The sequence below is a fragment of the Coleofasciculus sp. FACHB-542 genome (genome assembly GCF_014695825.1).
Classification (GTDB): domain Bacteria; phylum Cyanobacteriota; class Cyanobacteriia; order Cyanobacteriales; family FACHB-T130; genus FACHB-T130.
Genome location: NZ_JACJPB010000023.1, coordinates 110,989 through 134,838 on the forward strand (window position 1 = coordinate 110,989; position 23,850 = coordinate 134,838).

The 23,850-nt window shown below is 46.2% G+C and carries 20 protein-coding genes; 6 read left to right on the plus strand and 14 right to left on the minus strand.

The annotated features are described in order from the left end of the window. Positions 1-50: 50 nt before the first annotated feature. The 4 genes from H6F52_RS06750 to H6F52_RS06765 form a co-directional block, all read right to left on the minus strand. A complete protein-coding gene (locus tag H6F52_RS06750) occupies positions 51-881 on the minus strand; it encodes a hypothetical protein (protein WP_190413456.1) in 831 nt (276 codons plus the stop codon). A gap of 156 nt (positions 882-1,037) precedes the next feature. Beyond that, positions 1,038-1,892 (minus strand): DUF2267 domain-containing protein, encoded by an 855-nt coding sequence (locus H6F52_RS06755; RefSeq protein WP_190413454.1) that lies wholly within the window; start codon positions 1,890-1,892, stop codon positions 1,038-1,040. Between the two features lie 278 nt (positions 1,893-2,170). Beyond that, positions 2,171-3,649, minus strand: coding sequence for a HAMP domain-containing sensor histidine kinase (locus H6F52_RS06760; RefSeq protein WP_190533036.1), 1,479 nt, complete (start codon positions 3,647-3,649; stop codon positions 2,171-2,173). Positions 3,650-3,939: 290 nt separating this feature from the next. Further along, positions 3,940-7,167 (minus strand): glycoside hydrolase family 15 protein, encoded by a 3,228-nt coding sequence (locus H6F52_RS06765; protein ID WP_190533038.1) that lies wholly within the window; start codon positions 7,165-7,167, stop codon positions 3,940-3,942. Positions 7,168-7,371: 204 nt separating this feature from the next. On the opposite strand from H6F52_RS06765, the gene H6F52_RS06770 reads away from it, so the two are divergent. Further along, positions 7,372-7,527 carry a chlorophyll A-B binding protein gene (locus tag H6F52_RS06770; protein ID WP_190533041.1) on the plus strand — a complete coding sequence of 52 codons (156 nt, stop codon included), beginning with the start codon at positions 7,372-7,374 and terminating at the stop codon, positions 7,525-7,527. A 146-nt stretch (positions 7,528-7,673) separates the two neighbouring features. Here H6F52_RS06770 and rpoD read toward each other — a convergent pair whose 3' ends face one another. Together rpoD and H6F52_RS06780 are read right to left on the minus strand one after the other, a co-directional pair. Then, positions 7,674-8,876, minus strand: coding sequence for an RNA polymerase sigma factor RpoD (rpoD, locus tag H6F52_RS06775; protein ID WP_190413446.1), 1,203 nt, complete (start codon positions 8,874-8,876; stop codon positions 7,674-7,676). A gap of 658 nt (positions 8,877-9,534) precedes the next feature. After that, on the minus strand, positions 9,535-10,221 hold the full coding sequence (locus tag H6F52_RS06780; protein ID WP_190533044.1) for a polysaccharide deacetylase family protein: 687 nt from the start codon (positions 10,219-10,221) through the stop codon (positions 9,535-9,537). A gap of 89 nt (positions 10,222-10,310) precedes the next feature. Here H6F52_RS06780 and H6F52_RS06785 point away from each other — a divergent pair, with 89 nt between their 5' ends. Then, on the plus strand, positions 10,311-10,799 hold the full coding sequence (locus H6F52_RS06785) for a hypothetical protein (RefSeq protein ID WP_190413766.1): 489 nt from the start codon (positions 10,311-10,313) through the stop codon (positions 10,797-10,799). 73 nt (positions 10,800-10,872) lie between these two features. On the opposite strand, the gene H6F52_RS06790 is transcribed toward H6F52_RS06785, so the two are convergent. Next, a complete protein-coding gene (locus H6F52_RS06790; protein WP_190533046.1) occupies positions 10,873-11,652 on the minus strand; it encodes a hypothetical protein in 780 nt (259 codons plus the stop codon). A gap of 145 nt (positions 11,653-11,797) precedes the next feature. After that, a complete protein-coding gene (locus H6F52_RS06795) occupies positions 11,798-12,382 on the minus strand; it encodes a hypothetical protein (RefSeq protein WP_190533049.1) in 585 nt (194 codons plus the stop codon). Positions 12,383-13,185: 803 nt separating this feature from the next. Here H6F52_RS06795 and H6F52_RS06800 point away from each other — a divergent pair. Continuing rightward, positions 13,186-14,085, plus strand: a complete 900-nt coding sequence (locus H6F52_RS06800; RefSeq protein WP_190533050.1) for an alpha/beta hydrolase — start codon at positions 13,186-13,188, stop codon at positions 14,083-14,085. A gap of 54 nt (positions 14,086-14,139) precedes the next feature. Here H6F52_RS06800 and H6F52_RS06805 read toward each other — a convergent pair whose 3' ends face one another. Both H6F52_RS06805 and H6F52_RS06810 read right to left on the minus strand, forming a co-directional pair. Next, on the minus strand, positions 14,140-14,667 hold the full coding sequence (locus H6F52_RS06805; protein WP_190413433.1) for a DUF4330 domain-containing protein: 528 nt from the start codon (positions 14,665-14,667) through the stop codon (positions 14,140-14,142). 176 nt (positions 14,668-14,843) lie between these two features. Continuing rightward, positions 14,844-15,041: a hypothetical protein gene (locus H6F52_RS06810; RefSeq protein WP_190413431.1), complete on the minus strand. Its 198-nt coding sequence runs from the start codon at positions 15,039-15,041 to the stop codon at positions 14,844-14,846. A 454-nt stretch (positions 15,042-15,495) separates the two neighbouring features. Here H6F52_RS06810 and H6F52_RS06815 point away from each other — a divergent pair, with 454 nt between their 5' ends. Continuing rightward, on the plus strand, positions 15,496-16,347 hold the full coding sequence (locus H6F52_RS06815) for a M48 family metallopeptidase (protein WP_190533053.1): 852 nt from the start codon (positions 15,496-15,498) through the stop codon (positions 16,345-16,347). Here H6F52_RS06815 and H6F52_RS06820 read toward each other — a convergent pair. Next, positions 16,344-17,105: a metallophosphoesterase gene (locus tag H6F52_RS06820; RefSeq protein ID WP_190533056.1), complete on the minus strand. Its 762-nt coding sequence runs from the start codon at positions 17,103-17,105 to the stop codon at positions 16,344-16,346. The two genes, H6F52_RS06815 and H6F52_RS06820, sit on opposite strands and share 4 nt — an antisense overlap. Positions 17,106-17,777: 672 nt before the next feature. On the opposite strand from H6F52_RS06820, the gene miaE reads away from it, so the two are divergent. Both miaE and H6F52_RS06830 read left to right on the plus strand, forming a co-directional pair. After that, complete coding sequence (miaE, locus tag H6F52_RS06825; RefSeq protein WP_190428813.1) at positions 17,778-18,377, plus strand: tRNA isopentenyl-2-thiomethyl-A-37 hydroxylase MiaE; 600 nt, start codon at positions 17,778-17,780, stop codon at positions 18,375-18,377. Positions 18,378-18,390: 13 nt separating this feature from the next. After that, positions 18,391-18,870, plus strand: coding sequence for a GNAT family N-acetyltransferase (locus H6F52_RS06830; RefSeq protein WP_190533059.1), 480 nt, complete (start codon positions 18,391-18,393; stop codon positions 18,868-18,870). Positions 18,871-18,873: 3 nt separating this feature from the next. On the opposite strand, the gene H6F52_RS25665 is transcribed toward H6F52_RS06830, so the two are convergent. From H6F52_RS25665 to H6F52_RS06845, 3 genes are all read right to left on the minus strand, one after another. Beyond that, positions 18,874-21,687, minus strand: coding sequence for a response regulator (locus H6F52_RS25665; protein WP_190533062.1), 2,814 nt, complete (start codon positions 21,685-21,687; stop codon positions 18,874-18,876). Between the two features lie 289 nt (positions 21,688-21,976). Further along, positions 21,977-22,363 (minus strand): response regulator, encoded by a 387-nt coding sequence (locus H6F52_RS06840; protein ID WP_190435667.1) that lies wholly within the window; start codon positions 22,361-22,363, stop codon positions 21,977-21,979. A gap of 15 nt (positions 22,364-22,378) precedes the next feature. Next, positions 22,379-23,791: an adenylate/guanylate cyclase domain-containing protein gene (locus tag H6F52_RS06845; RefSeq protein ID WP_190533065.1), complete on the minus strand. Its 1,413-nt coding sequence runs from the start codon at positions 23,789-23,791 to the stop codon at positions 22,379-22,381. Positions 23,792-23,850: the final 59 nt, after the last annotated feature.

The following is a 23,850-nucleotide window of genomic DNA, read 5'->3' on the forward strand; positions in this document are numbered from 1 at the left end:
AGATGCAAAGCTTTGCATCTCTACGCTCCGGGTCAGAAAGATGGAAACAGTTAGTTCAGCAAGACATTCCCGTTTTCCTGAATAGTCATGGCATTTTTGTCAACACTGAGATCCGTTGTTTCTTCCAAAACCACCTCTAACATTCCTTGTTCGCCTGATGTTTGGGGAACAACTCTCAACAGTGCCCCATTCGGACGTTGAAAGGTCAGATTTACAGGGGTTTTCAAGCCTTGGAGCGTAATATTATCTCTACCCGGTAGTCTTCGCTGATTGGTATCGCCCAGCACCTGGTAAGTAATGGGATCGCCGGTTTGGTTGATCAGCCTGACATTCACCATCCCATTCATGGGCATCACGTTAGAAGCGGGAGATTGTAGCTGTTCCGGGGCTGGTGCTTGAATCACAGCACCCGGTTGTGTCGGCGGTGCCGTCTCAGCGCCCGGTCTTGGCGGCGCTGGGGATGTTGTCTCAGTCGCAGAACCTGGCTGGAGTGGCGGAGCGGCTGGGCAACCTGCGGGAGGACGAATGCCCGCTTGAATGTATCTAGATTCGTAGAAAATGCTAGGACAAGGATTTAGCGGCGAAGCACCCTGAGCGTTATTCTGCAATTGGTTGACATTGCTGGGAGTGGAGTTATTTTGCATCATGCGATCGCCACTGGCCGGTGGTTGCATCATGCGATCGCCACTGGCCGGTGGTTGCATCATGCCCTCTCCACTTGCGGGTGGTTGCATCAGGCGATCGCGAGTATCGCGCGGTTGGTCGATCTCCCCTGGAGCCGAGTTCATCTGAGCCAGCGCTGGTAAGCCAAAGAGCAAACTCCCGCAAATCGCGCCTGCTAACGCTAGTGTTTTTTTGATTGGCTGATGTTTGTGAATCATGATTGATTCTCCTTTAATTCAGTTTTTTAAAAGCATTTATACTGCCCGACTTCAGCAATTTGGTACTCGTCGGGCAGCAAAAAAAGATTTAAATTCTAGTCAGTTAAAGGCGAAAGTAAAGAATTTGCTCTTTTTACTTTTGCCTTTTTCAAAAAGTTAGGCTTGCTCCCAGAGTTCTCTAATTTTGTCGGGTAAGAAGCCAGCAATTTCCTGAATCCGTTCTTCGGACAATTCATCTTTTGTCGCCGAGAACACAGCCTTAATTGCCATTTCCGGTTCTACCCCTTGCGGCAAACCTGCTTCTTGGCGAATCCGGAATAGAAAAGTATCAGCCTTAATGATCAGGGGAGGACGAATCCGGCTAAGGAAATGGACAATTGGATTGGTATCCTGCCACAAGTCAGCAATTTCGTTTTGCAGCGCCTTATCTTCTGTCGGTTCTACTGGTTCATGCAGTTCAGAAGTCACCCGATCGGCGGCTTCATTCGTCATCATATCCCGCATGGTACGGAACACAACCTCGCTAATATCTCTAGCATCAAAGATATCTTCCAGTTCGCCCCTGAACATCACTTTCTCTAGGAAGGGCATATCTTTTGTGGCAATGGGAACCACAGGACCTTCCTTAAGGGCTGCTGGCGGGTTTTCCTCCATTTTTTCCAACAGGCGTTGCCCTTTTTCGGTCAGTCTGGCACTTTTAAATTTAATTAGATGAGGTGCTAAACCATCAGAGGGATCGTAGGAATTGGCAATGCGGAAGTCGAACTCTTTCGGATTAACGACATCCGTGGTATCTTCCTGATTAGCGTAAGCATTGCCAGTAAATTCAGCATCGATATACTGCTTTTGATTTAAATAATCTAAGTGCCCCATCAGGTCGGTTTCTGTGACTTGTCTACCAGCGAAGTCTGCCGCCGTGAAGGCTACTTCATGCTTACCCGGTTCGCTGTCACCTTCGTGAATTTTTTTGAGTAAAATGTAGGCAACATCTTCTCTTAAGGGTATTGTCATCAGAATCTCCTTATATTTTGAATGTTGGATTTAGTAAACGTGGCGCTTTGCCCTAAACTTTCCATAAGAAAGGACTCGTATATAACGAGTAGAGCAATTGAAACTCAAAGAGAGTCTCAAAACCACTTTTGGGTCTAAATTTGGCTAAATTGCCTTAGCCGCTATTCAAGAAATTAGTAGGTCAAGCTTGATCCCTGCATCTGCCAGGGGAAGCATTTCTAAAGTAGAGTCTTCGGAAGGATGAGGAAGGGGATGAAAGATGAATGAATTTGTCCTTCCTAATATTCTTCTGTGGCTGCCGGTAAAGTGACGGTAACGGTTGTACCTTGATGGAGAATGCTTTCAATCTGGATGTGACCTTGGTGCGTTTCAACAATTGCTTGCGCGATCGCTAACCCTAATCCAGATCCCGTTACCGTTGTATTTCCCGCGATATGAGTTCTGGCTGGATCGACTCGATAGAATCGGTCGAAAATGTGGGGCAGTGCCGACTCTGGAATGCCGATGCCAGTGTCGCTGACTCTGACTTGCAGATGGGGCATCCCGTGGCGTTTCGTGGCGAGGCGATTCATGGTATCGACCCATTGCAATGTCACATCAACTTTACCCCCTGCTGGAGTGTATTGCAGGGCGTTACTAACCAGATTTGTGAAGAGACGCGCCAGCTGATCCCAGTCACCTTCAATAGCAAAGGCATCCTCTTCAAATTTGGGATTTGGGATTTGAGAGGGGAGATTTTCTTGCTCAATCATTCCCATATTTAAAATTGGCAATCCAAAATCGAGAGATAGCTTGACACCTTTCTCCGCAGCGACTAGCTGTTGTTCTTCAATCACCTCCATCAACAAGGCATCAAGGTGAACTTGAACCCAAGTGCGTTGTTTCATGCCACTATCCTGCCGCGCCAGAAATAGCAGATCGTCCACCAAACGCCCTAAACGCCTAGTAAGCCGTTCTACAACCTTCAGCTGTTGTCGGTAATGGATAGGTGCCGCCCCAGATGCCGCTATCAGGTCGGGATCGTCCAGCGCCACCTGCACATTCGTTTGAATCATGGCAATCGGGTTCCGCAGTTCGTGGGAGGCGTCAGCGGTGAATTGTTTAAGCCGTTGGTAGGACTCTCTCACGGGTTCCATCGCCAAACCGGAAAGCCACCAGCCGCTAGTCGCCACAGAAATCAACATTAGTCCGGTGCCAAAAATCAAATCAACCATCAACAAGCGAGTCGGTTTGGCAACCTCAAACCAAGGATGGCTGACCCGCAGATATCCTAGTACCTGACGCCCCATTTGCACTCGTTGCGTCACCTGTCGCAAAAGCAGCTTGGAGTCCTTCGTTGCCTCCCTGGCCGAAGACCAAAATTCCGAGTCTAATATCCCTTGCCAGGAAGCCCGAACGACCGGCACGGTTTCACCAGTGCGGTTGAGATGAATGGGAATATCTAAAGGTTCGGAGAGAGTTGACCAGAGTAATTCACCTGTGGGGCTAAACCACTCTAGGTCGATGTGGTCGTCTTCAGCGGCTTCTGCATCGTTGCGAAAACTGGCTTCGACGTTGACGGATGAACTGCCATTCGGGGCGGTTTCAATCACGAGCGATCGCTGCACCACTTCCACTACATGATTGAGCGTGTCATCCACGCGCTCAATCAGTGTGTTGCGGACATACAAATAAACCCCAGTAGCAAATAGCAGTAGCAGTACCGCTGTAACAGCCGTGTACCAAATAGCTAATCGCCGACGAGTAGCTTGAAACATAAATTAACTCAATCTTTTGCCAATGCTATTCTGGTAACTCACCTAAACGTTGCTAGTCGGTAAGCGTAGCTAGGGGTAAAATTTTACTATAATAGCTATCTTCTCAATGCCTGCCTTTCCCAACTTCGATAATATTAAAAATATTAAATTAGCAAAAAAATTAAGCATATAACTTCAACACTAATATCTACTTTTTACACAAAGATACGGAGAGAAATCAATCTAACTTCGCGTACCTTTGCGTTTTCCTTAGCGTACCTTTGCGTTTCAAATATTCAATCTAAGCAACTTTAAGCAGCACTGCGTTGCCCAAATTGAGTCAGGAAGCGGAACGCCTTGACAATAGAACTCGCACAATCTCTGGGAGAAGTGTCGTAAAAAGCACGCCATGCGGCGGCTTTGTACTCGTCATAGCGATCTGCTCGTTCTGGAAATTTGTCCAACCAAGCCAAGCGTACGGCATGACCAATTAGCACATCTAGCACAATATATTCTTCTACTTGTAACTCTGGATTCGCTTGAGCGATCGCTGCCAATTCCATTAATGCCTCAATATTTACCTTTCGGTATTCCGGTGCCTGTATTTTATTGAGTAAATGCTCGATTCGCAGAGCAAAATTCTTTTCCCCTGGCGTCATTTCTGACAAAATCAAATGGCTATCCAAACGATTGCGACGCTCTAGCTTATCCCCAATTACTACACCTTTGCAGTGTTTCAGCAATCTCCAAACGCTGGGATAAAAATCTTTCGGTACTCGATTGAGTGCCCCATCTAGTTGTCGCTGTCGCAACCAACCCCCAGCAGTGGGTGCCTCTTCCTCATCGGGTTCCACCGGCACCACCCACTCAATCTCCTGTTCCTGCTGTTTGACGTGTAAGGATTCTTGCTGACGCAGCACTTGATTCATCCCCTCATACCCAGCCAATACTTGGCGCAGCCGCATTCTCACTTCAAAAGGACTTAACTGCATCAAGTGTTCGTAAGCTTCATCCTGAGTCAGGCGCAACTCGTGCGCTAATTCGCTAGTCAATAGCAGGATCAAATATCCCACCCGCAGCGTCAGCAAACCATCAAATAGCTGAGGTTCCCCCTTGATCAGCAGACCTAGGTAAATTAGGATTTCTTGAGTGAAGACGCGATCGCGAATATCCTCCCCACAGAACTCGCGGATCTTGTCCATAATTTCTGTATAAGACATCGGGCGTGCCATCAGCGACGCCTCAGTATACGCCTTGCCCACCGTAATCTGCTTGCCCCGCACCAGGATATCCGTCACCGCATCCGATAAGCCAATATCAACCTTATTCAGTAACCCAGCGGCATGACGTACCACCGTCCAGTGGGGGGACGCTTCGCTGGTGCCTGCCTTGGTGTAAACTTCATCCAGCAAATCCGCCACTGTCACTCGCTGTCCTGGACCTCCAAAGCCGGTATCAAAATCCAATCCCTGCAACCGCACCAAGGTATGCAACAACTCGATTTGTTCGTAGATGTTTTCCGACTCCCGCAGGCTAGAGAGCAATAACCCCAAATTGGTTTCGCACTCCAGCATAAATTCTTGAGTATTACCCAGCGGCCAATTTTTATCGGGATGGCTGGTCAGGTAGTACCGTCGTGTCGCGGCATCTTGAACCGGCGATTGGGTAAACTCAAAGTCGTGTAGAAAATCAATTCGTTGTGTCCCAGATGTCAGCATCAGCTGATTCAGCCGCCCCAATTTCACTCGAACCCCATTGCATAAACCATCTTTTAGCTCCTGCATCAGTTCTAGAAGCGCCTCTGAGCCGGTTTCCAGCATTGCGTGGGTCAGCAACAACGTCATCGTAGGACGCCCTAGCTCAAACCAATTGCGCTGAATATAAGCAAGTTCGCTCTGAATTTCAGCAACTAAGAAATGGTAGTCAAGGGTCAGGTAAAACTGCTGTTGATCCAAAAATGACGGTAAGAAGACAATCGTCTCGCTCCGGATGCGAAAAATCCTCGATGTTGTTAAAGTCCGCAACCGGCGCACGGGTCTGCCCGTGAGTCCCAGCTTATCGTTCCGCCCAATTTGGGTATAAACCGCCGAAAGTTCTGTTGCTTGACGCACCTGAATCGGCTCCAGTTGTTGCGGCGTCTGCGTTGCAATGCCGTGGACTGCTAATTCAGCCTGTAACTTTTCATCTTCTGCCAGCAGCGCAATTTGTACCATCGGGTTTCCTTCCCGACCCACACTCAGGTGCCGTCCCAGCGGGTCAATATCTCCCACCGCGATTAACTTTTCACTCAGCATTTCTCCTAGCAGGTACAAGCTTTGCGCCCACACCAAGGGGATATTTTCATTCGGCAGGCGCGGTTGGGTGTGGGGGTTCTGTCTCTCCGCCTCAATCTTTTCCGCCGGGACATAATAAAGCTCCGGTAGCAGCCGCAAACCGTCCTGCTCAATCAGCAGAAACTCCAGGCACTCTTGATAGTCCTTAACTTGTTCCATGTCTCCTCGAAACAAGCCATCCAGAACCAGGTAGGTGAAAAATAAAGGCCATTCGCACTCAATATGCTCAAATTGCTGCAATTCCCAAGGTTCGTAGTGCAAGCGGCTGGTATCTTCCAAAACAGTTTGGTGTCCATCTCGCAAAAAGCGTTTGCACCCGTAGCGTCCCTCCAGCTTGTCGATGATTTTCTGTCGAGTGCGTTCCATCAGCTCCATATTTTCCACCGCAAAGGCTGGGAAACTAATGACGCTTAAGCTAGCCGCATCCACTTCTTTGGAGCTAGATTCTCTTGGTAACAGGGATTTCAGGGTCATGCGGGCGCGAGCAATTTCATCCGGCAGCACGTGAATTACAGAAGCCTGAGAACCTCGCACTCCAAATAAATCCAGTCCGCTAATTGCTTCTAAAGCGGCTTTTGCCATCCCGACCGAACTGGCATTTAGTTCTGGATTCCCCCGGTTTATCTTATTTCCTCGCTCCCAAATCCCATAATCGGGGGTTCGGTAAGTTCTGCCAATGTAATAGACCAGATTTTGGACAAAGTTGACTTCGTCAATGGCGTAGATGATATGTAACCCCGATGCCGTCATCTGAGCCAGCATCAGCAGAAATAGCGAAGTCGCATCCAACTGCAAGTGTCCCCAAGCGTCATCGCCGACTACGACATCACCGCTGCTGGTGTTGTATTTGGCGTGCAGGCAGTCTAGGAGGGATTGGCTTTGTTTAAATTGCTCAACTTTGTGGCTCTGTCGCATCATACAGAACAACAGCCCGCGCATCAGCTTGACGACGCTTTGTTCTAGCTCGTAGGTGCGCCCTTTGTCTTCATCGACTTTGCGGTAAGCTAGCGCCAATCCCCAAACGGCGAGAATGCTGTAAACGTTGTCGCGTACCCAGGCATCGGTGTAGTCGCCGTGGGCGTTAATTGCAGTACTGGCGGGCAACAGACCCGTAATCGGATTTTGACGGTTGAGAATGACAGCCTTGATCTGGTGGTAGTAATCGTCTAGGCGATCGCTTAGCGGTTGTGAGGCGTTTAGCAACATATCATTCTCCTAAAGAGCGGGGGTGCTGGGGGGTCGTCCCTGGCAAAACGAAGAGAGTGTCAGAAATCCAGCCCAAGTGCTTTTTATTTTCGCACCAAAGCTAAAATTCATCTGCCTCGCGAAGCAGATTGTTGCACGTTTACAATTCTTTATTTACATTGTTTTACTGATGGTAACAAAAGTTTATTTTACAGAGTTAAGACTATGCAAACTCAAGACCGCAACGATGCAACCAAGATTGGCTTTACGCCCCAAGCTAAAAATTGGAATGGGCGTTTTGCCAGGATCGGCTTTTTCATTGCCATGATGATTGAACTCACCACAGGTCAAGGCGTGCTTCACTTCTGGGGTCTGATGTAATATATTTCAATTTTATAAATTTGGTCAATTTCAAAAGCTCGCTGGGAGTTTATCTAGGAACTCCCAGTTTTTTGTTTCCCAAATAATAGTAGGGGCAGGTAAAGAAACCCGCCCCTACTATTATTTATCTCGCTAAAAAGGATTGTCTAGCGAATGTATTCTTTGAGAATACTGTTGCGATTGGGATGCCGCAACTTGCGGAGAGCTTTCGCTTCAATTTGACGAATCCGTTCGCGGGTAACGTTGAAGATTTGACCGATTTCTTCAAGAGTTTTCATGCGTCCATCATCCAAACCGTAGCGCAGACGCAGCACATCCCGTTCGCGGGGGCTGAGGGTGTCGAGGACGCTTTCTAGATCTTCCCGGAGGAGGTTTTTAGAAACTTGATCTTCGGGGGTTTCACCATCTGCTTCGATGAAGTCACCCAGACGGGAGTCTTCTTCTTTACCGATGGGAGTTTCTAGAGAAATGGGTAACTGAGCTGATTTAGCAATGAATCGCAGTTTCTCGATGGTCATTTCCATACGAGTAGCGATTTCTTCTTCAGTGGGTTTGCGACCCATTTCTTGAGATAGAAGCTTCGTTGTTTTCTTGATCCGAGAAATGGTTTCGTACAGGTGAACGGGTAGTCGAATGGTGCGAGATTGATCTGCGATCGCTCTCGTGATTGCCTGACGAATCCACCACGTTGCATAGGTGGAGAATTTGTAACCTTTTTCGTGGTCAAATTTTTCAGCGGCTCGAATTAAGCCTAGACTGCCTTCCTGAATCAAGTCTTGGAAGGATAAGCCGCGATTCATATATTTTTTGGCAATCGAAACCACCAAACGCAGGTTTGACTGCACCATTTTGTCTTTAGCGCGGCGACCTACATAGAGGCGATGTCGGAACGCTGGTAGGCGCTTCTTCACCTCTTTAGACCACTCTTCTTGTTGGGGTTCTCGCCCTAGCTGAGTAGCGAGTTGTTCCCAGACTCGCTCAGATTTCAGCACTCCCTCAGCCCACTCTATATCCTGCGGTTCCCGCTCTAGATTTTCGATCAGTTGCTCGCGCAAACGCTCTAATTCTAATAAGTCGGCTATCTTGCGTGCGAGTTCAATTTCTTCATCGGCTCTTAAGAGACGAATCCGACCAATTTCTTGTAAATAGAGACGAATCGAATCCTCAGTGTAGTGTTTCTTTTTCGTTTGCACCCGACGACGGGATCTACTGACCTTACCAGGCTTACCTTCGTCTTCATCGGGCGTTACGTCTACAAAGTCGTCTTGATCCGCGTCTTCATCAATTAAGAGATCCAACTCGCTCTCAGGCGGAGTGATGATTTCGAGTACGTCGTTGGCCTGGGTCATGCCGAATTCCTCATGCTCCTTCAGTTAAAGACCAGAAGATGGTGTTAGTTAATCTACAAAACAAGTTAGCCAGTCGTTTACCTTGCCAGCTTTCAACGCTTGCTGACTGGCTCAATGAGAGAAAAGGGAGAATGCGCTTGCGTGCAACGCCAGCGTTTGATAACCGCGTTGAAATAGGTGTTAATGCTGGTAGTGTTCAAAACCTTTCCGATTGTAGCCTTTCTCACAAAACTTGCACGCTTTTGGTTTATTTAAACCTTCAAATATGAAGTTAATGTCAAGGCGGCTTTTCCCAATGGATAATCCGATTGGAATTGATACACCCACTCCGATCTCATCTCCTTCAACTAGCTTGTACAGGATTTACCAGCAACACTCGCTGGTTGATTTGGTGATGCCTCCAGCCAGTTGAGCGCTGTCTTTCTATAAATAGCCTATAGTTAAGCGTCAAAGGTTTGGGGAGAGTAGCACTAAGCAGTAATGAACGTTTAGGCAAAACTAGAGAAAATATTGCTTAATTTCGCATTTTGCTTAAATGCAACTCTATCCTACTGACGCTTGATGGGCGATGGGTTGCGACAAATGGCTGAATTCTATTCCGTCATTCTAATCAACAAGAGCCAAAATGTGACAGAGAAAACATCAATATATTTCCCTTTTAGGTTAAAGAGGTCAACTGACTTTGCTGCCACAGCGCATCGATGGTAACAAATTGATATCCTTGCTGCAATAGTTTAGGCACTAGCTGGGCGGTCGTTTCAGCCACATCTTGACCTCCATAATAGCCATCATGCAAAACAATGACCGAACCATTTTGGACTTGCCGCAAAACTCGCTGTACGACGACGCTAACCCCAGGCTGTACCCAGTCTTCCGGCACCACGCTCCACATGACAGGTCGATAGTTCCACTGCTGCAATAAATCTAAAGTCTGGGGTGTAAACAAACCATTGGGAGGTCGAACGTCACGAACAAATTGTGGATCGAGTTGACAGGCGTGTTGGATCGCCTGCTGTGTCTGTTCCATACTTTGTTTGAGGTCAGCTGGACTCAGCTTGGGAAAAGCGCGATGATCGTACCCATGTAGCCCAAGCCAGTGACCCCGCCGGTAGACTTCTTTCGCAGTCGCTGGTGCGCGGTTAACGCAAACACCCAGCCAAAAAAAGCTGGCGGGTATGCCGTAGTGGTCTAGCACTTTCAAGAGTTCGGGAGTGTATTGGGGATGGGGACCATCATCAAACGTGAGAGCGATCGCTCGTGAATTTCCAGTACCCGACCACAGACAACGGGGAAAGGCAGGCTGAAGAATTCGGTACACAATAGGAAATAGCGGAGCTAGCTGCATTTGCTCTTTGATGTCGTTTTTCTAATGGGTGTCAACAGACGGTGAGTCTCAAAGGTCAATTTAAACAACAAAGCCCATGTTTTGCCATACTGGCGGGAGCTTCTCTTTTATTTGCTCTCTCTGGGTGCAGCACCGTAACCACTAACCAGTATGAAGCAACCGCCCGGACAACTTTAACTTGGAAAGTCGGTTACTCGACTAATCCGGGTCGCAATCAAGAGCGAATCGAAACTTTTGGCTCTACTTCCTTACTCAACCGCAATGGGGAGAAGCCAGAAGGCGCGGTAATTGGCCCCGACGAACGGGAACTTTGGTGGTCTGCACTGCCACCACGACCCACGCTTGATGAAATTGAACAGCGGCTGCAACCTGCCGAAAAGGCAAGCCAGCCAGAGATTTTGCGAGATGTGAATTACCAAATTACTTATCGCAGCAACGGGCAGAGTGTTACCTTGCCGACGAATTACGATGTCTATCGAGAGGTTGTCAAGGCATATCCTTCCCAAACGCCTTTAGAGCTGACGCTAGGAGTCAATGATTCCTCTGTGGAGAAAGCGGAACCCAAGTTTGAGAATTAAAAGAGATATTAATAAGCAAAAATTAAGGCGGGGGGCGATCGCTTCCCTGTCTCTCGGCTCCGCTGCCCCCTGCTTAATTCTTCCTGCGGACTTTAGCCACAGAGCGTTTCAAAACAACAGGTGTCTTTAACGGTTGACTACCCTTAATTAACGGCTGGTTACTCTCCAATGCTTGCAGACCATCGAGAACCGCATCTCGAATCGCCGCTTCCGGTTCTTGATTCAGCATCAGCCGAAAGTATTCGGCAACACTACGTCGATGCTCCCGCTCTAACCGAGCCTCTGTAACTAAGGCACAAAGTCGGCGAACCGCAATCAGACGCTTCAGGGGGTCTACCTGCGTCAGCTCCGTTAACCAATGGTTCAGGTTAGCTTCATCCCGATTTAGTTGACGGCTAATAATTTGCCAGAGCAAGAGAATCAGGGTTGCCAGAGTGCCCAGACCTTGAAGAATTGCACCGGCAGCAATCCAGGGACTGTCAGAGTCTACCCAGATGGAAACTGCCATATAGGTGCTAAGGCTGGCAATGCCGCCACTGCCAACGGCAAGCGTTAATTGCCGGTTGGAACCACTAAAAAACCGTTGCAGGCTCGACCAGTGTACTTGCCAGTCCCACTCCTGCATTAGGTAACCCAGCAACATTACCAACACACCAGCGCCGGTAGCCAGTAGGAGCTTCCAGTTCCAGAACAGCATCACCACCACAACGGCGCTCACCACCAGCCAGCTGCCCGACCCCTGACCTGGGTACCGGGTAAACAGCTTGAGGACTGGCATTTTTAATTGTTTCTGCGACAGAGCCAATTGGATCTGGTTTACGAGTTGTTGTCGCCAAGACGACGCCTGTGCCACGAAAGTTTCCTGCTTAAGTCAGATAGATTATACCTAACGAGTTCACTATCGTAATACCTTTTAGTCTTTAGCCGGTAGCCCGTAGTCATTCGTTCTTCGTTTTAGCAAGTTGACCAATGACTACGAACCAATGACCGATGACCGCTCACAAACCAAAGCTCAAGTCATCGACGGTCAGACAGCCATCAAAAGCGTAGAAGGTGATCCGATAGATATTTGCTACTGCGACGCTCAGCTGACTGTTCGGAGGAATATTGGAATCCGTTCCGGCGAGATTTGGCTCTGTCAACTCCGAGCGCCCTAGGAGTTGGTTTTGCTGGTCGTAGGCAGATAAAATTGTTCGCTGAGAACTGGTGACAAAGCCACTGACAAAGCGAACCGGAAACTCAAAGGAAATTTCTATCAAGCCGTTTTTAGGGGCACCCATGAGGACGGTGGTGCCAGATCGAGGGGGGAAAGCGGGGTTGGAGGGATGGAGAGCGATCGCGTTTCTAAACGTGAGACCCCATTGCTGAAACTGGCGCTCCACCACGTCAAAGCATTTCAAGTCTTCCATGTTGAGGCGAACGCAGGTTCCCTTATTTAAGGGGAAGCCGGAGTCAGCGCTAGCTGGCTCTTCGCTAGGAGTAGCGACAACGGTGGACGCATCGATCGACTCAATTGTTGGTGCGGATGCGGATGCGTTAAAGTCGCTGATTTCATCCCACGGAAGACTGCATTGCTTTGCCATAACGTTCTGTGAATGTACTTTTTCAAGAACTGGATCGCCGTTTATTACTCCGACACAGATATCTCCAGACTTGACGGAGCTATCACTTGGGAGTGACGACCTGAAGCTACTAATCCCCCCTCTGTTCATTCAGCCTCCTTGACTTATGGGGCATCTTTTACGATCTGATTCCGAGTAATGCTTCTTCCCTCAGGCAAAAAATTCCGCATTTTTAATTTCTTGTGAGGGAAGTTTTAGAAGAAATGTTCCAGTCATCAACATTGGCTGATGACTGATTGCCATCGCGATCGTACACACCCTGTTACTTATATACGCAAAAACCCGGTGAGGGGTTTCACCCCCTACCGTTTGGATTATCTCTGATTTTTTCTAATTTGGCGGAAAAAAACCAGCGGCTGGATTAGCATAGCGGAAAGTCTTATCAACCGGCTGACGTACTTTTACCTTAATTTACATCTGCCTTTAGGGATAACTATTTGCAAAATCTTTAATTTCAAGACGGTTGTTTTATCGTTCCTTTAAATTGCGGATAAATTACAGGATCGTTGCTCCAGTTAGGCTGGGCGCATTTGGTGCTAGATCGTTTGGTCTGATGCTACCCGATGAAAAATTCTGAAACCACCGACATGTAAGCGTTTCATCGTTCAAAATCTAAAGCAAAAATCTAAAATAGTATCAGTCACCAGCTCAACTGAGCATCGCCGATTGAAACTGGGTGTTAGGAATCAACCAGTAGTCAGACGTTCTAACACTCAACAATTCGCGACAATGAGCGCTTGTGGCGATAACAATGAGGTTTATTCATGATTCAGCCACCCGGCTTTGAGATGCAATCGATTGTCACTTCCTTGGGAAGAATGGTGTACTACACCCCCAAGGGGGCACCTTGGCGCTCGGCGGATGCAGCCATGTCAGAGAATCTGCCCACGTTGGTTTTCCTACATGGCTTTGGTGGCGGGTCATCCGCCTACGAATGGTCGAAAGTCTATCCAGCTTTTGCAACCGATTATCGAGTGATTGCACCCGACCTAATTGGTTGGGGTCGGTCTGACCACCCCGCACGCAATTACCAGATAGATGACTACATCAACACAATTATTGAGTTCATCGAGCAGACTTGTAACGAGCCAGTACCCGTCGTGGCATCTTCTCTCACGGCTGCTTTTACAATTAGAGCTGCGATCGCTCGCCCCGATCTCTTTAAGTCCCTGATTCTCACCACACCGGCGGGTCTGTCTGACTTTGGGGAAAATTACACCCGTAGCTTTTTTGCCCAACTCGTTGCTACGCCCATTCTGGATCGCTTGCTCTATAGCACGGGCGTTGCTACGGAGGGTGGCATCCGTAGTTTCCTAGAACAGCGACAATTTGCTCGTAGCCGTCGCGTATATCAGGAAATCGTAGACGCTTATTTGCAATCTGCCCAACAACCCAATGCGGAATATGCAGCGCTCTCTTTTGTTCGGGGAGATTTATGCTTCGATCTATCCCTTTACATAACTCAGCTAAACGTGCCTACTGCCATAATGTGGGGGGAAAAGTCCGAGTTTACGGGTCCGGAAGTTGGCAGGCGGCTGGCAGCTTTAAATCCGCAAGCTGTCCGGGTTTTTCAGGCGCTTGATGATGTGGGATTGACGCCCCAACTGGAACTGCCTGCGGTGACAATCGGCTTCATCCGGCGATTTTTAGACTTGCTGGACTAGAAATGTCAAAGAAACCCATTATTTTAGAAAATAGTGGGTTTCTCTACCGCAAGATTAGTCTGGGAACCGGATATCAATGACTGTGGAATTGAAGTTATAACCTGAGCCGTCTAGTTCTACTGGAATGCCAATTTTGAGTTTGGTACCGCCGACAACCGGCCCATCTTTTGTGATTTGGGCTTTAGTACCGAAAGTCATCAGCATATCGGTACTGAAAGAATCAGGTCTAGGATCGGGGAGCGCTTTGACAGAACCATCCGGTTGCGGGACGGTCACGCTTCGGGGCAGGATCTTGATGGATTTAATCTCCATCTGTCCGGCGGGTTGATTGCGGATAATAATATTCGTTTTTTTGTCCTTCTGGAACTGGTCGATTAAAGCCTGGGGATCTCGCACATTTAAACCCCGGACAATCAAATCCATTTCTACGGGTTTTGTGGTAACGCCGACTTGGGCAACCGAACCGGAAGTGCCGGGAAAAAAGAAGATTCCTACAATAACTGAGAGAATCACTAAGGCAGCACCCACATCTAAGATGCTCACCTTGCCGAATAAGCGACCTTGAGAATCCAAAATCTTCATGCAGAATTGTCCTGGCTCTAGCTAAAAAACTGGGGAGATTCAGTAACCTCTAACTCTACAAATCACAAGGTAGATGATACTTAATCCGGCAGTCTTTTGTCAGAGTACCATGAGTGTCGCCTAGAGAGTGCTGGCAGATGGCTGGTTGTAAAGCCTTCCTGAAAAGACTGCCTAACTTAGTCTACGACACGGATGTAGCCTTGTTTCAGGCTGTCAAATACTCGGTTGACTTGGATCTGCTCTTCGGAGCTGAGAGCCGTCTTCGATAACAGCGCCGCCATCAGCCGTTGTTGGTCATGGCGAGTAATTCTGCGCGTAGTTAATAATTGCTCGACTAATTGAGCGATCGTTAGGGAGAGGCTTTGAGCTTGCATCTGGTTATCGGGGCACAGGATTCTATTTAAATTTTCGGTAAACTTGCCCTCCAGTTCATCAGGACATTCACCGAATCTGGTGATGAAAAATGGCTAAATTTTCAGGAGTACCGAATCAGTATTGTACGGGGGAGCGATCTTAGTTGGAGGCTCTGCCCAGGCTTGAGCGATCGCAAAATCTCTCGATTGTGGTTGAAGCTGCAACTTAGAATTCTCAAATCACGTCTGTTTGTTTCAGACTAATGAAAGTTGTTGTCACATTTACGGGGAGATGCGATCGCATTCTATAAGATTCTCTTTCTCTGGGCTGATGCTTGGGAAGAAGAACAAGAATCCGAAATTGTGACTTTTAAAATGTGGTGTTGCCTCGCCTGCTTTCAGGGTAGGGAGTGTTGAAATTGTCAAGACTGGTCGCCGATCGCAACTGTCGATTTGATTATCACTCGTATTCGCTATGAAGTTGAACCCCTTGTCATTTTTTTCTCGTCGTTCCTCCCGCCGCTGGTTCTATCCGTTCCTCTCATCTGTAGTGGCGCTGTTTATTTGTGTCGGTTTGCCTCAGTCTGGGCAAGCAATCTCGTTGTTTGACTTGATTTTGCGCGGCGTTCAGGTAATTCAGCTGTCGAGTATTTCTGATAAACAGGAAGTCCAAATTGGTCGGGCAATTAATAACCAGCTAGTCAGTCGGGAGATTCGGCTGTATCGCAATCCCCAAATTGTTCGCTACGTTGAAGAGATTGGTCAGCGGTTGGTGGCGAAGAGCGATCGCCCTGATATTCCTTATACGTTTCAAGTCGTTAACGATAAGGGTCTCAATGCCTTTGCAACAATGGGAGGCTTTGTCTACGTCAACACTGGCTTGCTCACAGCAGCAGAGAATGAAGCTCAGTTGGCGAGTGTCATGAGCCATGAAATCGGTCATATTGCCGGTCGTCATGCAATTGAGCAGATGCGGAAAAGTGCGCTAGCTCGCGGCGTAGCGGCAGCAGCAGGGTTGGATCGCAACCTAGCCGTTCAAATTGGCGTGGATTTGGCTCTACGGCGTCCGAACAGTCGGCAAGATGAATTCGAGGCGGATCAAAAGGGACTGCAAACCATGATTAGGGCAGGTTATGCTCCCTCTGGAATGGTGGCTTTCATGGAAAAGCTGCTCAGGGCAAATTCGGTGCCTACATTCTTAAGTACCCATCCGGCAACCTCGGATCGGATTAAAGCTTTGGAACGTGCCATTGACCCGGAAGATGCCAATGTCGGCGATGGGTTGGATGAGCAGGCGTATAAAGCAAAAATTCGCCCTCTGATTTAAGGTCTGAGCATCTGGCGGCGCATCCGACTCACCTGAGATGGATCGATTTGCGTCACTGCTTCTTTCAGGGGTAGTTTGCGAACACGACGCCGCGCCACATTGACTTGATAAACCAAACTGTTGGTGATGTCCAAGCCAGTCAACCAGCCACTTTTCTGGTGATAGGCACCCGTATCGATGTCAAGCCAGCCGTTGCCTTGAGCAAGTTTTCCTGGTGCAACTCCAGGCAGGGTAAAGGTGATGGTGTGACCTGTAACGATCAGTTTATCGGGGAAGTAGGGCTGGGGAATGCTGTGAAATTCTTCGCGAATCCAGCAAAATTCCTCAGCGGTTTGCTTCTCGAAGGGAATTTGCGGATGGACGCCTGCATGAACCAACCAGACATCGCCTAAGTCTAAATATGTGGGTAGCGATCGCATCCACTCGATATCCTCTGTTGGAATACCCGCTTCCCCATAACTGTTCACGGTTGCATGACCGCCACTGTAGAGCCATCCTTGCAGCGCTGGGCCGTAAATTTGTCCATCGCCCAACACGTCTAATAACATTTGCTCGTGGTTGCCCAACAAACAATGGTAGGAATTTTGCTTAACAAATTTAACAACCTGAGCGCTGTGAGGCCCTCGATCGATTAAATCCCCCAAAAAATAAACCGAGTCATTTGAGGAAGGAGCGATCGCTTCCAATAAGGTCATCAGGCCTTCGTAGTGGCCATGTACATCACCAATCACAATGCGACGGGGGGTCATTTTGCTCATCCTCAATCCGATTACTCACAACCTTAGATAGCGCCTCAAAGTAAGACACCGAATCACTGTCGATCAAAACTTATACACTCATGGACATCCCTAGTCATGTCGCCCAGGTTATAGCGCGGGTGGGGGAGTGACTTTCAAACGCGGCACAGTATCATCAAATTCCATGTCTTACCAATAAACCATTGGTAATATGTTTGTTGCGTCTGCTCCGTTACAGCTAGATGCAACTTATAGCCCGTTAAAACTGATAACCACGCTAAAACTGGGTTGATTAGTAAGTCAATCAAGTAGGAGAATGTCAAAAAAGGGAATGTCCTTGTATTAAGAGTTTCACGGAGCGGATGCACAGCCTGAATAGGGAACACCAAAAAAGCACTGGGAAAACCAACTAGAAATGGGAAGTTAAAAGTCAAAGGTATATTTTTAAAGCTGACTTTTAAGTTCTAAATTCTCTTCTAAGTGGCGGGATGTATCAAATTGTAAGTATGGTAGACTACATTATTAATCATATCTCGCCTAGCTTGAGTAGAACCTTCTGGGATCGGGAATCTCTCTGAAGGCGGTCGAGTGTTGGGTGAAACAGAGCGAGACAATCAATAGAAAAATTCTCTCGCTATCGTTAAATGTCAGGATTTTTTCCCTTAAAGTTCCTTGCCTCCTGTGTCTTCTAGTGTGTCTTCTGCTACGCTGCCAGTTATTATTGCTCTGAAACAAGCTAGTAGTATCGCTTGGGTAAATCAGGCGATCGCTAACGTGGATACTATTCTGCTCGATCATTCCCACTGCGAACGGAAAGCAGCAGGAGTTGCTTTGAATTTGATGTTTCGCTATCCTTCTTATACTCAGTTAGTGCGGCAGCTTACCAGGATCGCCTGCGAAGAACTGGAACACTTTGAGCTGGTTAATCAGTGGCTGGAACGTCGTGGCATCCCCCTCGCTGCCCTCTCTGCGCCTCCCTACGGTGCCGGGATGAAGGCGCAAATCCGCGCTAAGGAGCCGGATCGGTTATTGGATTCATTGCTAGTTTCTGGGTTGATAGAGGCTCGAAGTCACGAACGGCTGGGATTACTCGCCACCCACTTGCCCGATCCAGAGTTAGCCCAATTTTATGGCAGCTTGATGGCATCTGAGGCACGTCACTATGGCGTTTATTGGGTGCTTGCCGATACTTACTTTGAGCGTGCTGTTGTCAACCAACGGCTGGAGGAATTAGCCGTCGTTGAGAGTCAGTTGCTGGAAACGCTGCATCCAGAACCGAGAATTCACAGCTAAAGGCAAGAAGCAGATGAAGGCTCAATATCGGGATTTTGTGATTCGTGGCTGGGAAAAGCGCGATCGCACTTTTGCAGATGATGTCATTCATTCGGTGTTAACCGAGTATGGCTTGCCTTGGCAACCAGAGGAGGCAGATAGGGATGTTCTAGAGGTAGAAAAATTTTATCAAGATCCTGGGGGTGAGTTTTGGGTAATTGAAAGAGAAGGGAAAGTGGTAGGGACTGGCGCGTATTATCCAGTGAAACGCGGGAACAGAGCGGTAGAATTACGCAAAATGTATTTATTGCCAGCTGTGAGAGGGCAAGGACTGGGTAAGTATTTGTTAGAACAACTCGAAAATGCGATCGCTTCTCGTGGTTTTCAGGAAATTTGGATTGAAACCGCTAGCGTTCTCAAAGAAGCAGTCAAATTGTATGAAAGTAGTGGGTATGAACCAGCAACAGGTGTTGAGACGGCAAGATGCGATCGCGTCTACGTTAAATTCCTGTAAGCCTCACGACTGATTTAGACCATTTACATTTCCGTTTGCTACTAAAAAAAACAAAACATTCTCCAGCCCTTTCTCAAATCGCAATGTTTTGGCAAGATTGTCTCGCTTTGAAAGGATTGAATCGATGATAATCATATCGGGCTTGGCTGAGATTGCCTTTTCAAGACATTCCTGACCGTTAGAAGCTTCAACAACGCTGTAGCCTTTTGCCTGTAACACATCAGTAAGTATCTTGATTGTTGATTCATCTTCATCTACTACCAAAACTTTTTTCTTTGAGGTTTCTTGAGCCAGAAGCGATTCGATAGCATTTAGAAGTTCTTCCTGGTTAATTGGCTTTGCCAAATACCTGTCAATTCCTAAACAATAACCTCTATCTTTGTCTTCTATAATTGATAAAATGATTATCGGTATGGTTGTAGTTTCAGGGTCATTTTTCAGTACTGCTGCCACATCAAATCCATTCATAGCAGGCATCATCACATCCAGAATAATCAAATCAGGATGTTCTTTTTTAACCTGTGTAATGGCATCCATACCGTCTTTAGCTTGCCTAACAATATAACCTTCTGCTTCCAATTGCTGGGTGAGAAGTTCTCTAATAGATGCTTCATCGTCTACCACCAGAATTGTTTTCTTTTGTTTATTAGAAGAGGCTTTAGAAGTGATTACGTGACCTTTTAGTTGTTTTAAAAGGGTGTCCAAATCAACTTTCTCAAACTCAAAATTTCCGCCTGTACTGATAGGTAAGGTGAATGAAAATTTGCTTTCTTTACCCAATTTACTTTCTACCCAGATTCTACCCTGATGATGTTCTACGATTTGCTTGCAAATGGGCAGTCCTAAACCAGTTCCTTTAGGTTTGTCTGTTAATGTATCACCTACCTGCTTAAATTTTTCAAATACTTGCTCTTGGTCAGCCTCGGCGATGCCTATACCACTATCAATAACGCTGATAATAACCTCGTTGTTGATTTTTTTTGCTCTGCAAGTTATGCAGCCTTCTGGCGTGAATTTGACAGCATTGGAAATTAAATTAATCACAACCTGAACGAGTCTATCCTTATCACCCACTAGCTCAGGTAGTTCATTTTCGATATCCTTAATTAACTTTAGCGGCTTCGTTTCAAATAAGGCGGATGTAGCCGCTGTTGCCTGTGCAATTATTTCAGATATATAAATTGGTTCTGTCTTCCACTCAATCTTTCCTGCTTCTAACTTTGCCAAATCAAGGACACTATTGATTAAATTTGTTAGTCTTTCCCCTTCAGACACAATGATGTCAAGGTTTTCTTCTACTTGCTTGATGGTTTTCCGAACTTTCTTATCTTCACTTTGAACTTCAGGAAATATAACGGAATCTAGTTTTTTCTTGATAATTTTGGCGAATCCCAAGACGGAGGTAAGAGGTGTTCTTAACTCATGGGAAACAAGAGATAAGAAATCTGACTTGGCACAATTAGCAACTTCAGCGGCTTCTTTAGCTTGTTGTAACTCTTGTTGCGTCCGCTGGCGCTCGGCAATCTCGCTTTGCAAATTCTGAATAGTATGATTCAATTCAAGAGTACGTTCCTCTACTCGAATTTTTAACTCTTCCTCAGACTTTTTCAGAGTTTCTTCTACCAACTTTTTATCAGTGATGTCTTCATAGGTACCTAGAATACCTACAACATTCCCTGCATCATCATGGAGTGGAATCTTATTAGTTTCTGCCCAAGACTGTTTGCCATCTGCTTGAAATTGAGTTTCAACGATATGATATTGGGGCGTATCTGCCTCCATGATGCGATTGTCACACTCGCGGTACCAGTCCGCCTCCTCCTTATTCCAAGCCAAGTCGTAGTCTGTTTTGCCAACAATGCCTTCTGGCGCATTAACCCCTGCTACTCGCGCAAAGTTGTAATTGCAACCCAGATAAACAGACTTTCTATCTTTCCAAAAAATTAACTGCGGGATGTTGTTCATCACTAGCTGTAGCATTTGCTTACTCTCTCGTAGTGATGCCTCTGCCTCTTTAGTAGGAGTAATGTCTTCTACTGTTCCCACAAAACCGATGAGTTCGCCTTTATCGGAAAGCAAAGGAGATGACCGAATGTAAGCCCAACGTACAATTCCCTCTCGTGTTTGAAAGCGACATTCGTGGGAATATTCCTTCCGCTGATGCGTGTAGGTATACCATTGTGCAATAACGCGATCGCTATCTTCCGGATAAACTGACCGCAACCAACCATCTCCCAAGCTTTCCTCAAGTGTAAAGCCACAAATTGCTTGACAGCGCGGGTTTGTATAAGTGCATTTACCTTCAATATCTGTCATAAAAATGCCGACAGGCAAACAAGCACTGAAAGAACGAAATTGCTGGTCGTTTTTCTTAAGTTCTGCATTGACGGCTTCCAAGTCCAATGCTTGTTGTTTTACCTGTGCTGTATTCTTAAACAGGCCAACAAACATCGATACTTTCGAGAGTAATATTTCCGGTTCAATCGGCTTAACCAGGTAGTCTATCGCGCCTAGGGAATAACCTGTGAATATATTAGTGTCGCTTGTGCCGTATGCGGTTTGGAAAATAATCGGAGTCTGGCGCGATCGCTCTCTAGCTCGAATCAGCCTTGCTGTCTCAAATCCATCCAGTTCTGGCATCTGGACATCGAGCAAAATCACAGCAAAATCCTCATTTAGCAAACATCTTAAGGCTTCCATCCCCGAATTTGCTTTGACTAAATTCTGCCCTAAGCTACTCAATACTGCCTCTAACGCCAGCAGATTTTCTGGATGGTCGTCAACCAAAAGGATGTTTGCTTTCGGTTCTGACTGCATATTTTACCCTCAACGTTTAGTGACAAAATTTGATTAAAAAATTAATATTGCTAAATATTTTTGCGATTGATATTACAGGCGCTTGAGCTAGCTCTGTAGGCATTCAACGCCATTTTGATTTTTGCAAAAAGCTTGATTACAGTTACTACTGTGCTATGGCAATCCTACATCTTTTTCTTTTCCTAAGCCCAAAGTACGGGCTACGGCAAGGCGCTCTGATAGCGCGATCGCTAACGCCTAGGCTACACCTACCTACACTTACATAGTTCAATCACATCTATTCACAAAATTAAGCTTTCTCCATTTCTAGAATATTCGATGCTTTTGCCACTACCTCATCTGGATCGAAAGGCTTTGTCATATACATATCCGCCCCTACTTCATTTCCCTTCTGCTTATCAAATTCTTGCCCCTTAGCAGTCAGCATGATAATGTAAACGTCCTTAATCTCTAGTTCATTTTTAACCGCATTACATACATCAAATCCATTCATTTTAGGCATCATTACGTCGAGAAAAACAAGAGCTGGCTTTTCTGTTTTAATTGTCTCCAGGGCCTCTTCACCATTGGTTGCCGTTAGTAATTCCACGCCCTCATCTTCAAGATCCTCAAGGGTTTGTTCTAACAAAAGTCGAATGTGAGGCTCATCATCAACAATTAATATCTTCTGATTCATTCTTTTTCTTGCTATTTAATAAAGAACTTCAAAAACTTCTACAGCTTCTTTTTTTCCTTTTACTTGAACGCTCCCAATCTCCTTAAATTCAAATAGATGTTTTGTACTCTCATAGATAGAACGACTAACTAGGATCTGCTCACCCTTCGCCATAGATTGCAGCCTAGACGCTATATTAACTTTATCTCCTATTGCTGTATAGTCCATGTGTTGTGGAGATCCAACGTTGCCAACAACTACCTCTCCCGAACTTATTCCAATTCCGGTAAGAAAATTATCCCTAATCCAAGCAACGGGGATTGTTTTTATGCGTTTTTGCATCTCAATAGCTGTTTCAATAGCTCGTCGTTCGCTATCAACAAGAGTTGAAGGTGCGCCAAACATGGCAACAATCATATCTCCAACAAACTTGTTTACAGTACCGCCGTGGCTAAATATCACCTCTACCATGTGAGTAAAATACTCATTCAGATATTCTACAATTGCTTCTGGTGCTAACTCCTCGCATTTAGTGGTAAAGTTTCTAATATCAGAAAAGAGAATGGAAATGTCTTTTTTAGCAGGAACTAAGGAAATATCTTCTTGAGGATCTAAAATAGCTTCAACAACTTGTGCAGGGACATATCTTTCCAAGTTACTTTTAATCCGCGCTTCTCTAAGTTTATTTTCATGGAGCAGAGCGTTTTCGATAGCTGCTGCGGCTTGGGATGCTAAAGCAGTGAAAAGTTTTAAATCTTGTGCTGTATAATTGACTAATTCATCGCTACTCAAATTAAGCACGCCAAGAACTACGTTTTGTGTCTTAAGTGGGGCGCAAATTAGAGATTTTATCTTATTATTACCTGTAATAAATCTAGAATCCGACTCTACATCATTGACTATCTCTGCGTTTCCTAGATGAAACACGCTGCCAGCGATACCTTCACCTGGAAACAGGGTGGTTTTATGCTGATATTCTTGACCAAAAGCAGCAATGATTTCAAGCTTTCCTGTCTTTTCATTCAGTAGCATTGCTGAAGCATTGGTTGTTTTTATAAGTCTCCTAGCTTCATCAATCACTAATTTGGCAATCTCTTTAAGATCCAGGCAAGCTGATAGTTTTCCGGAAATATTATAGAGAAGGTTTATTTCTTTATATCTATCCAGTACTTCGCGGGCAAGCGTCTTTTTTTCAAGCTCTTTTCCAGCTATATAGGTAAGCAACGATGCAAGACTGGATGCTTTGTCTCCGCCAAATACCCATCCAATTACTTCCTCTGAAAGCTGTATAGGAAATTTATTTGGTGAAGAGAAAATACCATCACCGATTAGTAGACTACCGTTGACATCTATAATACTTACAGAGCTATCCACTGTCTCGATTAAGTTAACGATGAGCGAAGAAATTTCTTTTTTGGAAATCAGTTTTTTTAAACTAATTAGAGTCATAAGATTTTTTGTCTGCCAATGATAGGAATAATATAGCAACATTAAATGATTTATGAGGG

What these genes read in the sequence shown, in the direction of transcription:
- H6F52_RS06750 (WP_190413456.1), bottom strand. Translation starts at nt 881, where the DNA reads ATGATTCACAAACATCAGCCAATCAAAAAAACACTAGCGTTAGCAGGC.
- H6F52_RS06755 (WP_190413454.1), bottom strand. Translation starts at nt 1,892, where the DNA reads ATGACAATACCCTTAAGAGAAGATGTTGCCTACATTTTACTCAAAAAA.
- H6F52_RS06760 (WP_190533036.1), bottom strand. Translation starts at nt 3,649, where the DNA reads ATGTTTCAAGCTACTCGTCGGCGATTAGCTATTTGGTACACGGCTGTT.
- H6F52_RS06765 (WP_190533038.1), bottom strand. Translation starts at nt 7,167, where the DNA reads ATGTTGCTAAACGCCTCACAACCGCTAAGCGATCGCCTAGACGATTAC.
- H6F52_RS06770 (WP_190533041.1), top strand. Translation starts at nt 7,372, where the DNA reads ATGCAAACTCAAGACCGCAACGATGCAACCAAGATTGGCTTTACGCCC.
- rpoD (WP_190413446.1), bottom strand. Translation starts at nt 8,876, where the DNA reads ATGACCCAGGCCAACGACGTACTCGAAATCATCACTCCGCCTGAGAGC.
- H6F52_RS06780 (WP_190533044.1), bottom strand. Translation starts at nt 10,221, where the DNA reads ATGCAGCTAGCTCCGCTATTTCCTATTGTGTACCGAATTCTTCAGCCT.
- H6F52_RS06795 (WP_190533049.1), bottom strand. Translation starts at nt 12,382, where the DNA reads ATGGCAAAGCAATGCAGTCTTCCGTGGGATGAAATCAGCGACTTTAAC.
- H6F52_RS06800 (WP_190533050.1), top strand. Translation starts at nt 13,186, where the DNA reads ATGATTCAGCCACCCGGCTTTGAGATGCAATCGATTGTCACTTCCTTG.
- H6F52_RS06805 (WP_190413433.1), bottom strand. Translation starts at nt 14,667, where the DNA reads ATGAAGATTTTGGATTCTCAAGGTCGCTTATTCGGCAAGGTGAGCATC.
- H6F52_RS06810 (WP_190413431.1), bottom strand. Translation starts at nt 15,041, where the DNA reads ATGCAAGCTCAAAGCCTCTCCCTAACGATCGCTCAATTAGTCGAGCAA.
- H6F52_RS06815 (WP_190533053.1), top strand. Translation starts at nt 15,496, where the DNA reads ATGAAGTTGAACCCCTTGTCATTTTTTTCTCGTCGTTCCTCCCGCCGC.
- H6F52_RS06820 (WP_190533056.1), bottom strand. Translation starts at nt 17,105, where the DNA reads ATGAGCAAAATGACCCCCCGTCGCATTGTGATTGGTGATGTACATGGC.
- H6F52_RS06830 (WP_190533059.1), top strand. Translation starts at nt 18,391, where the DNA reads ATGAAGGCTCAATATCGGGATTTTGTGATTCGTGGCTGGGAAAAGCGC.
- H6F52_RS25665 (WP_190533062.1), bottom strand. Translation starts at nt 21,687, where the DNA reads ATGCAGTCAGAACCGAAAGCAAACATCCTTTTGGTTGACGACCATCCA.
- H6F52_RS06840 (WP_190435667.1), bottom strand. Translation starts at nt 22,363, where the DNA reads ATGAATCAGAAGATATTAATTGTTGATGATGAGCCTCACATTCGACTT.
- H6F52_RS06845 (WP_190533065.1), bottom strand. Translation starts at nt 23,791, where the DNA reads ATGACTCTAATTAGTTTAAAAAAACTGATTTCCAAAAAAGAAATTTCT.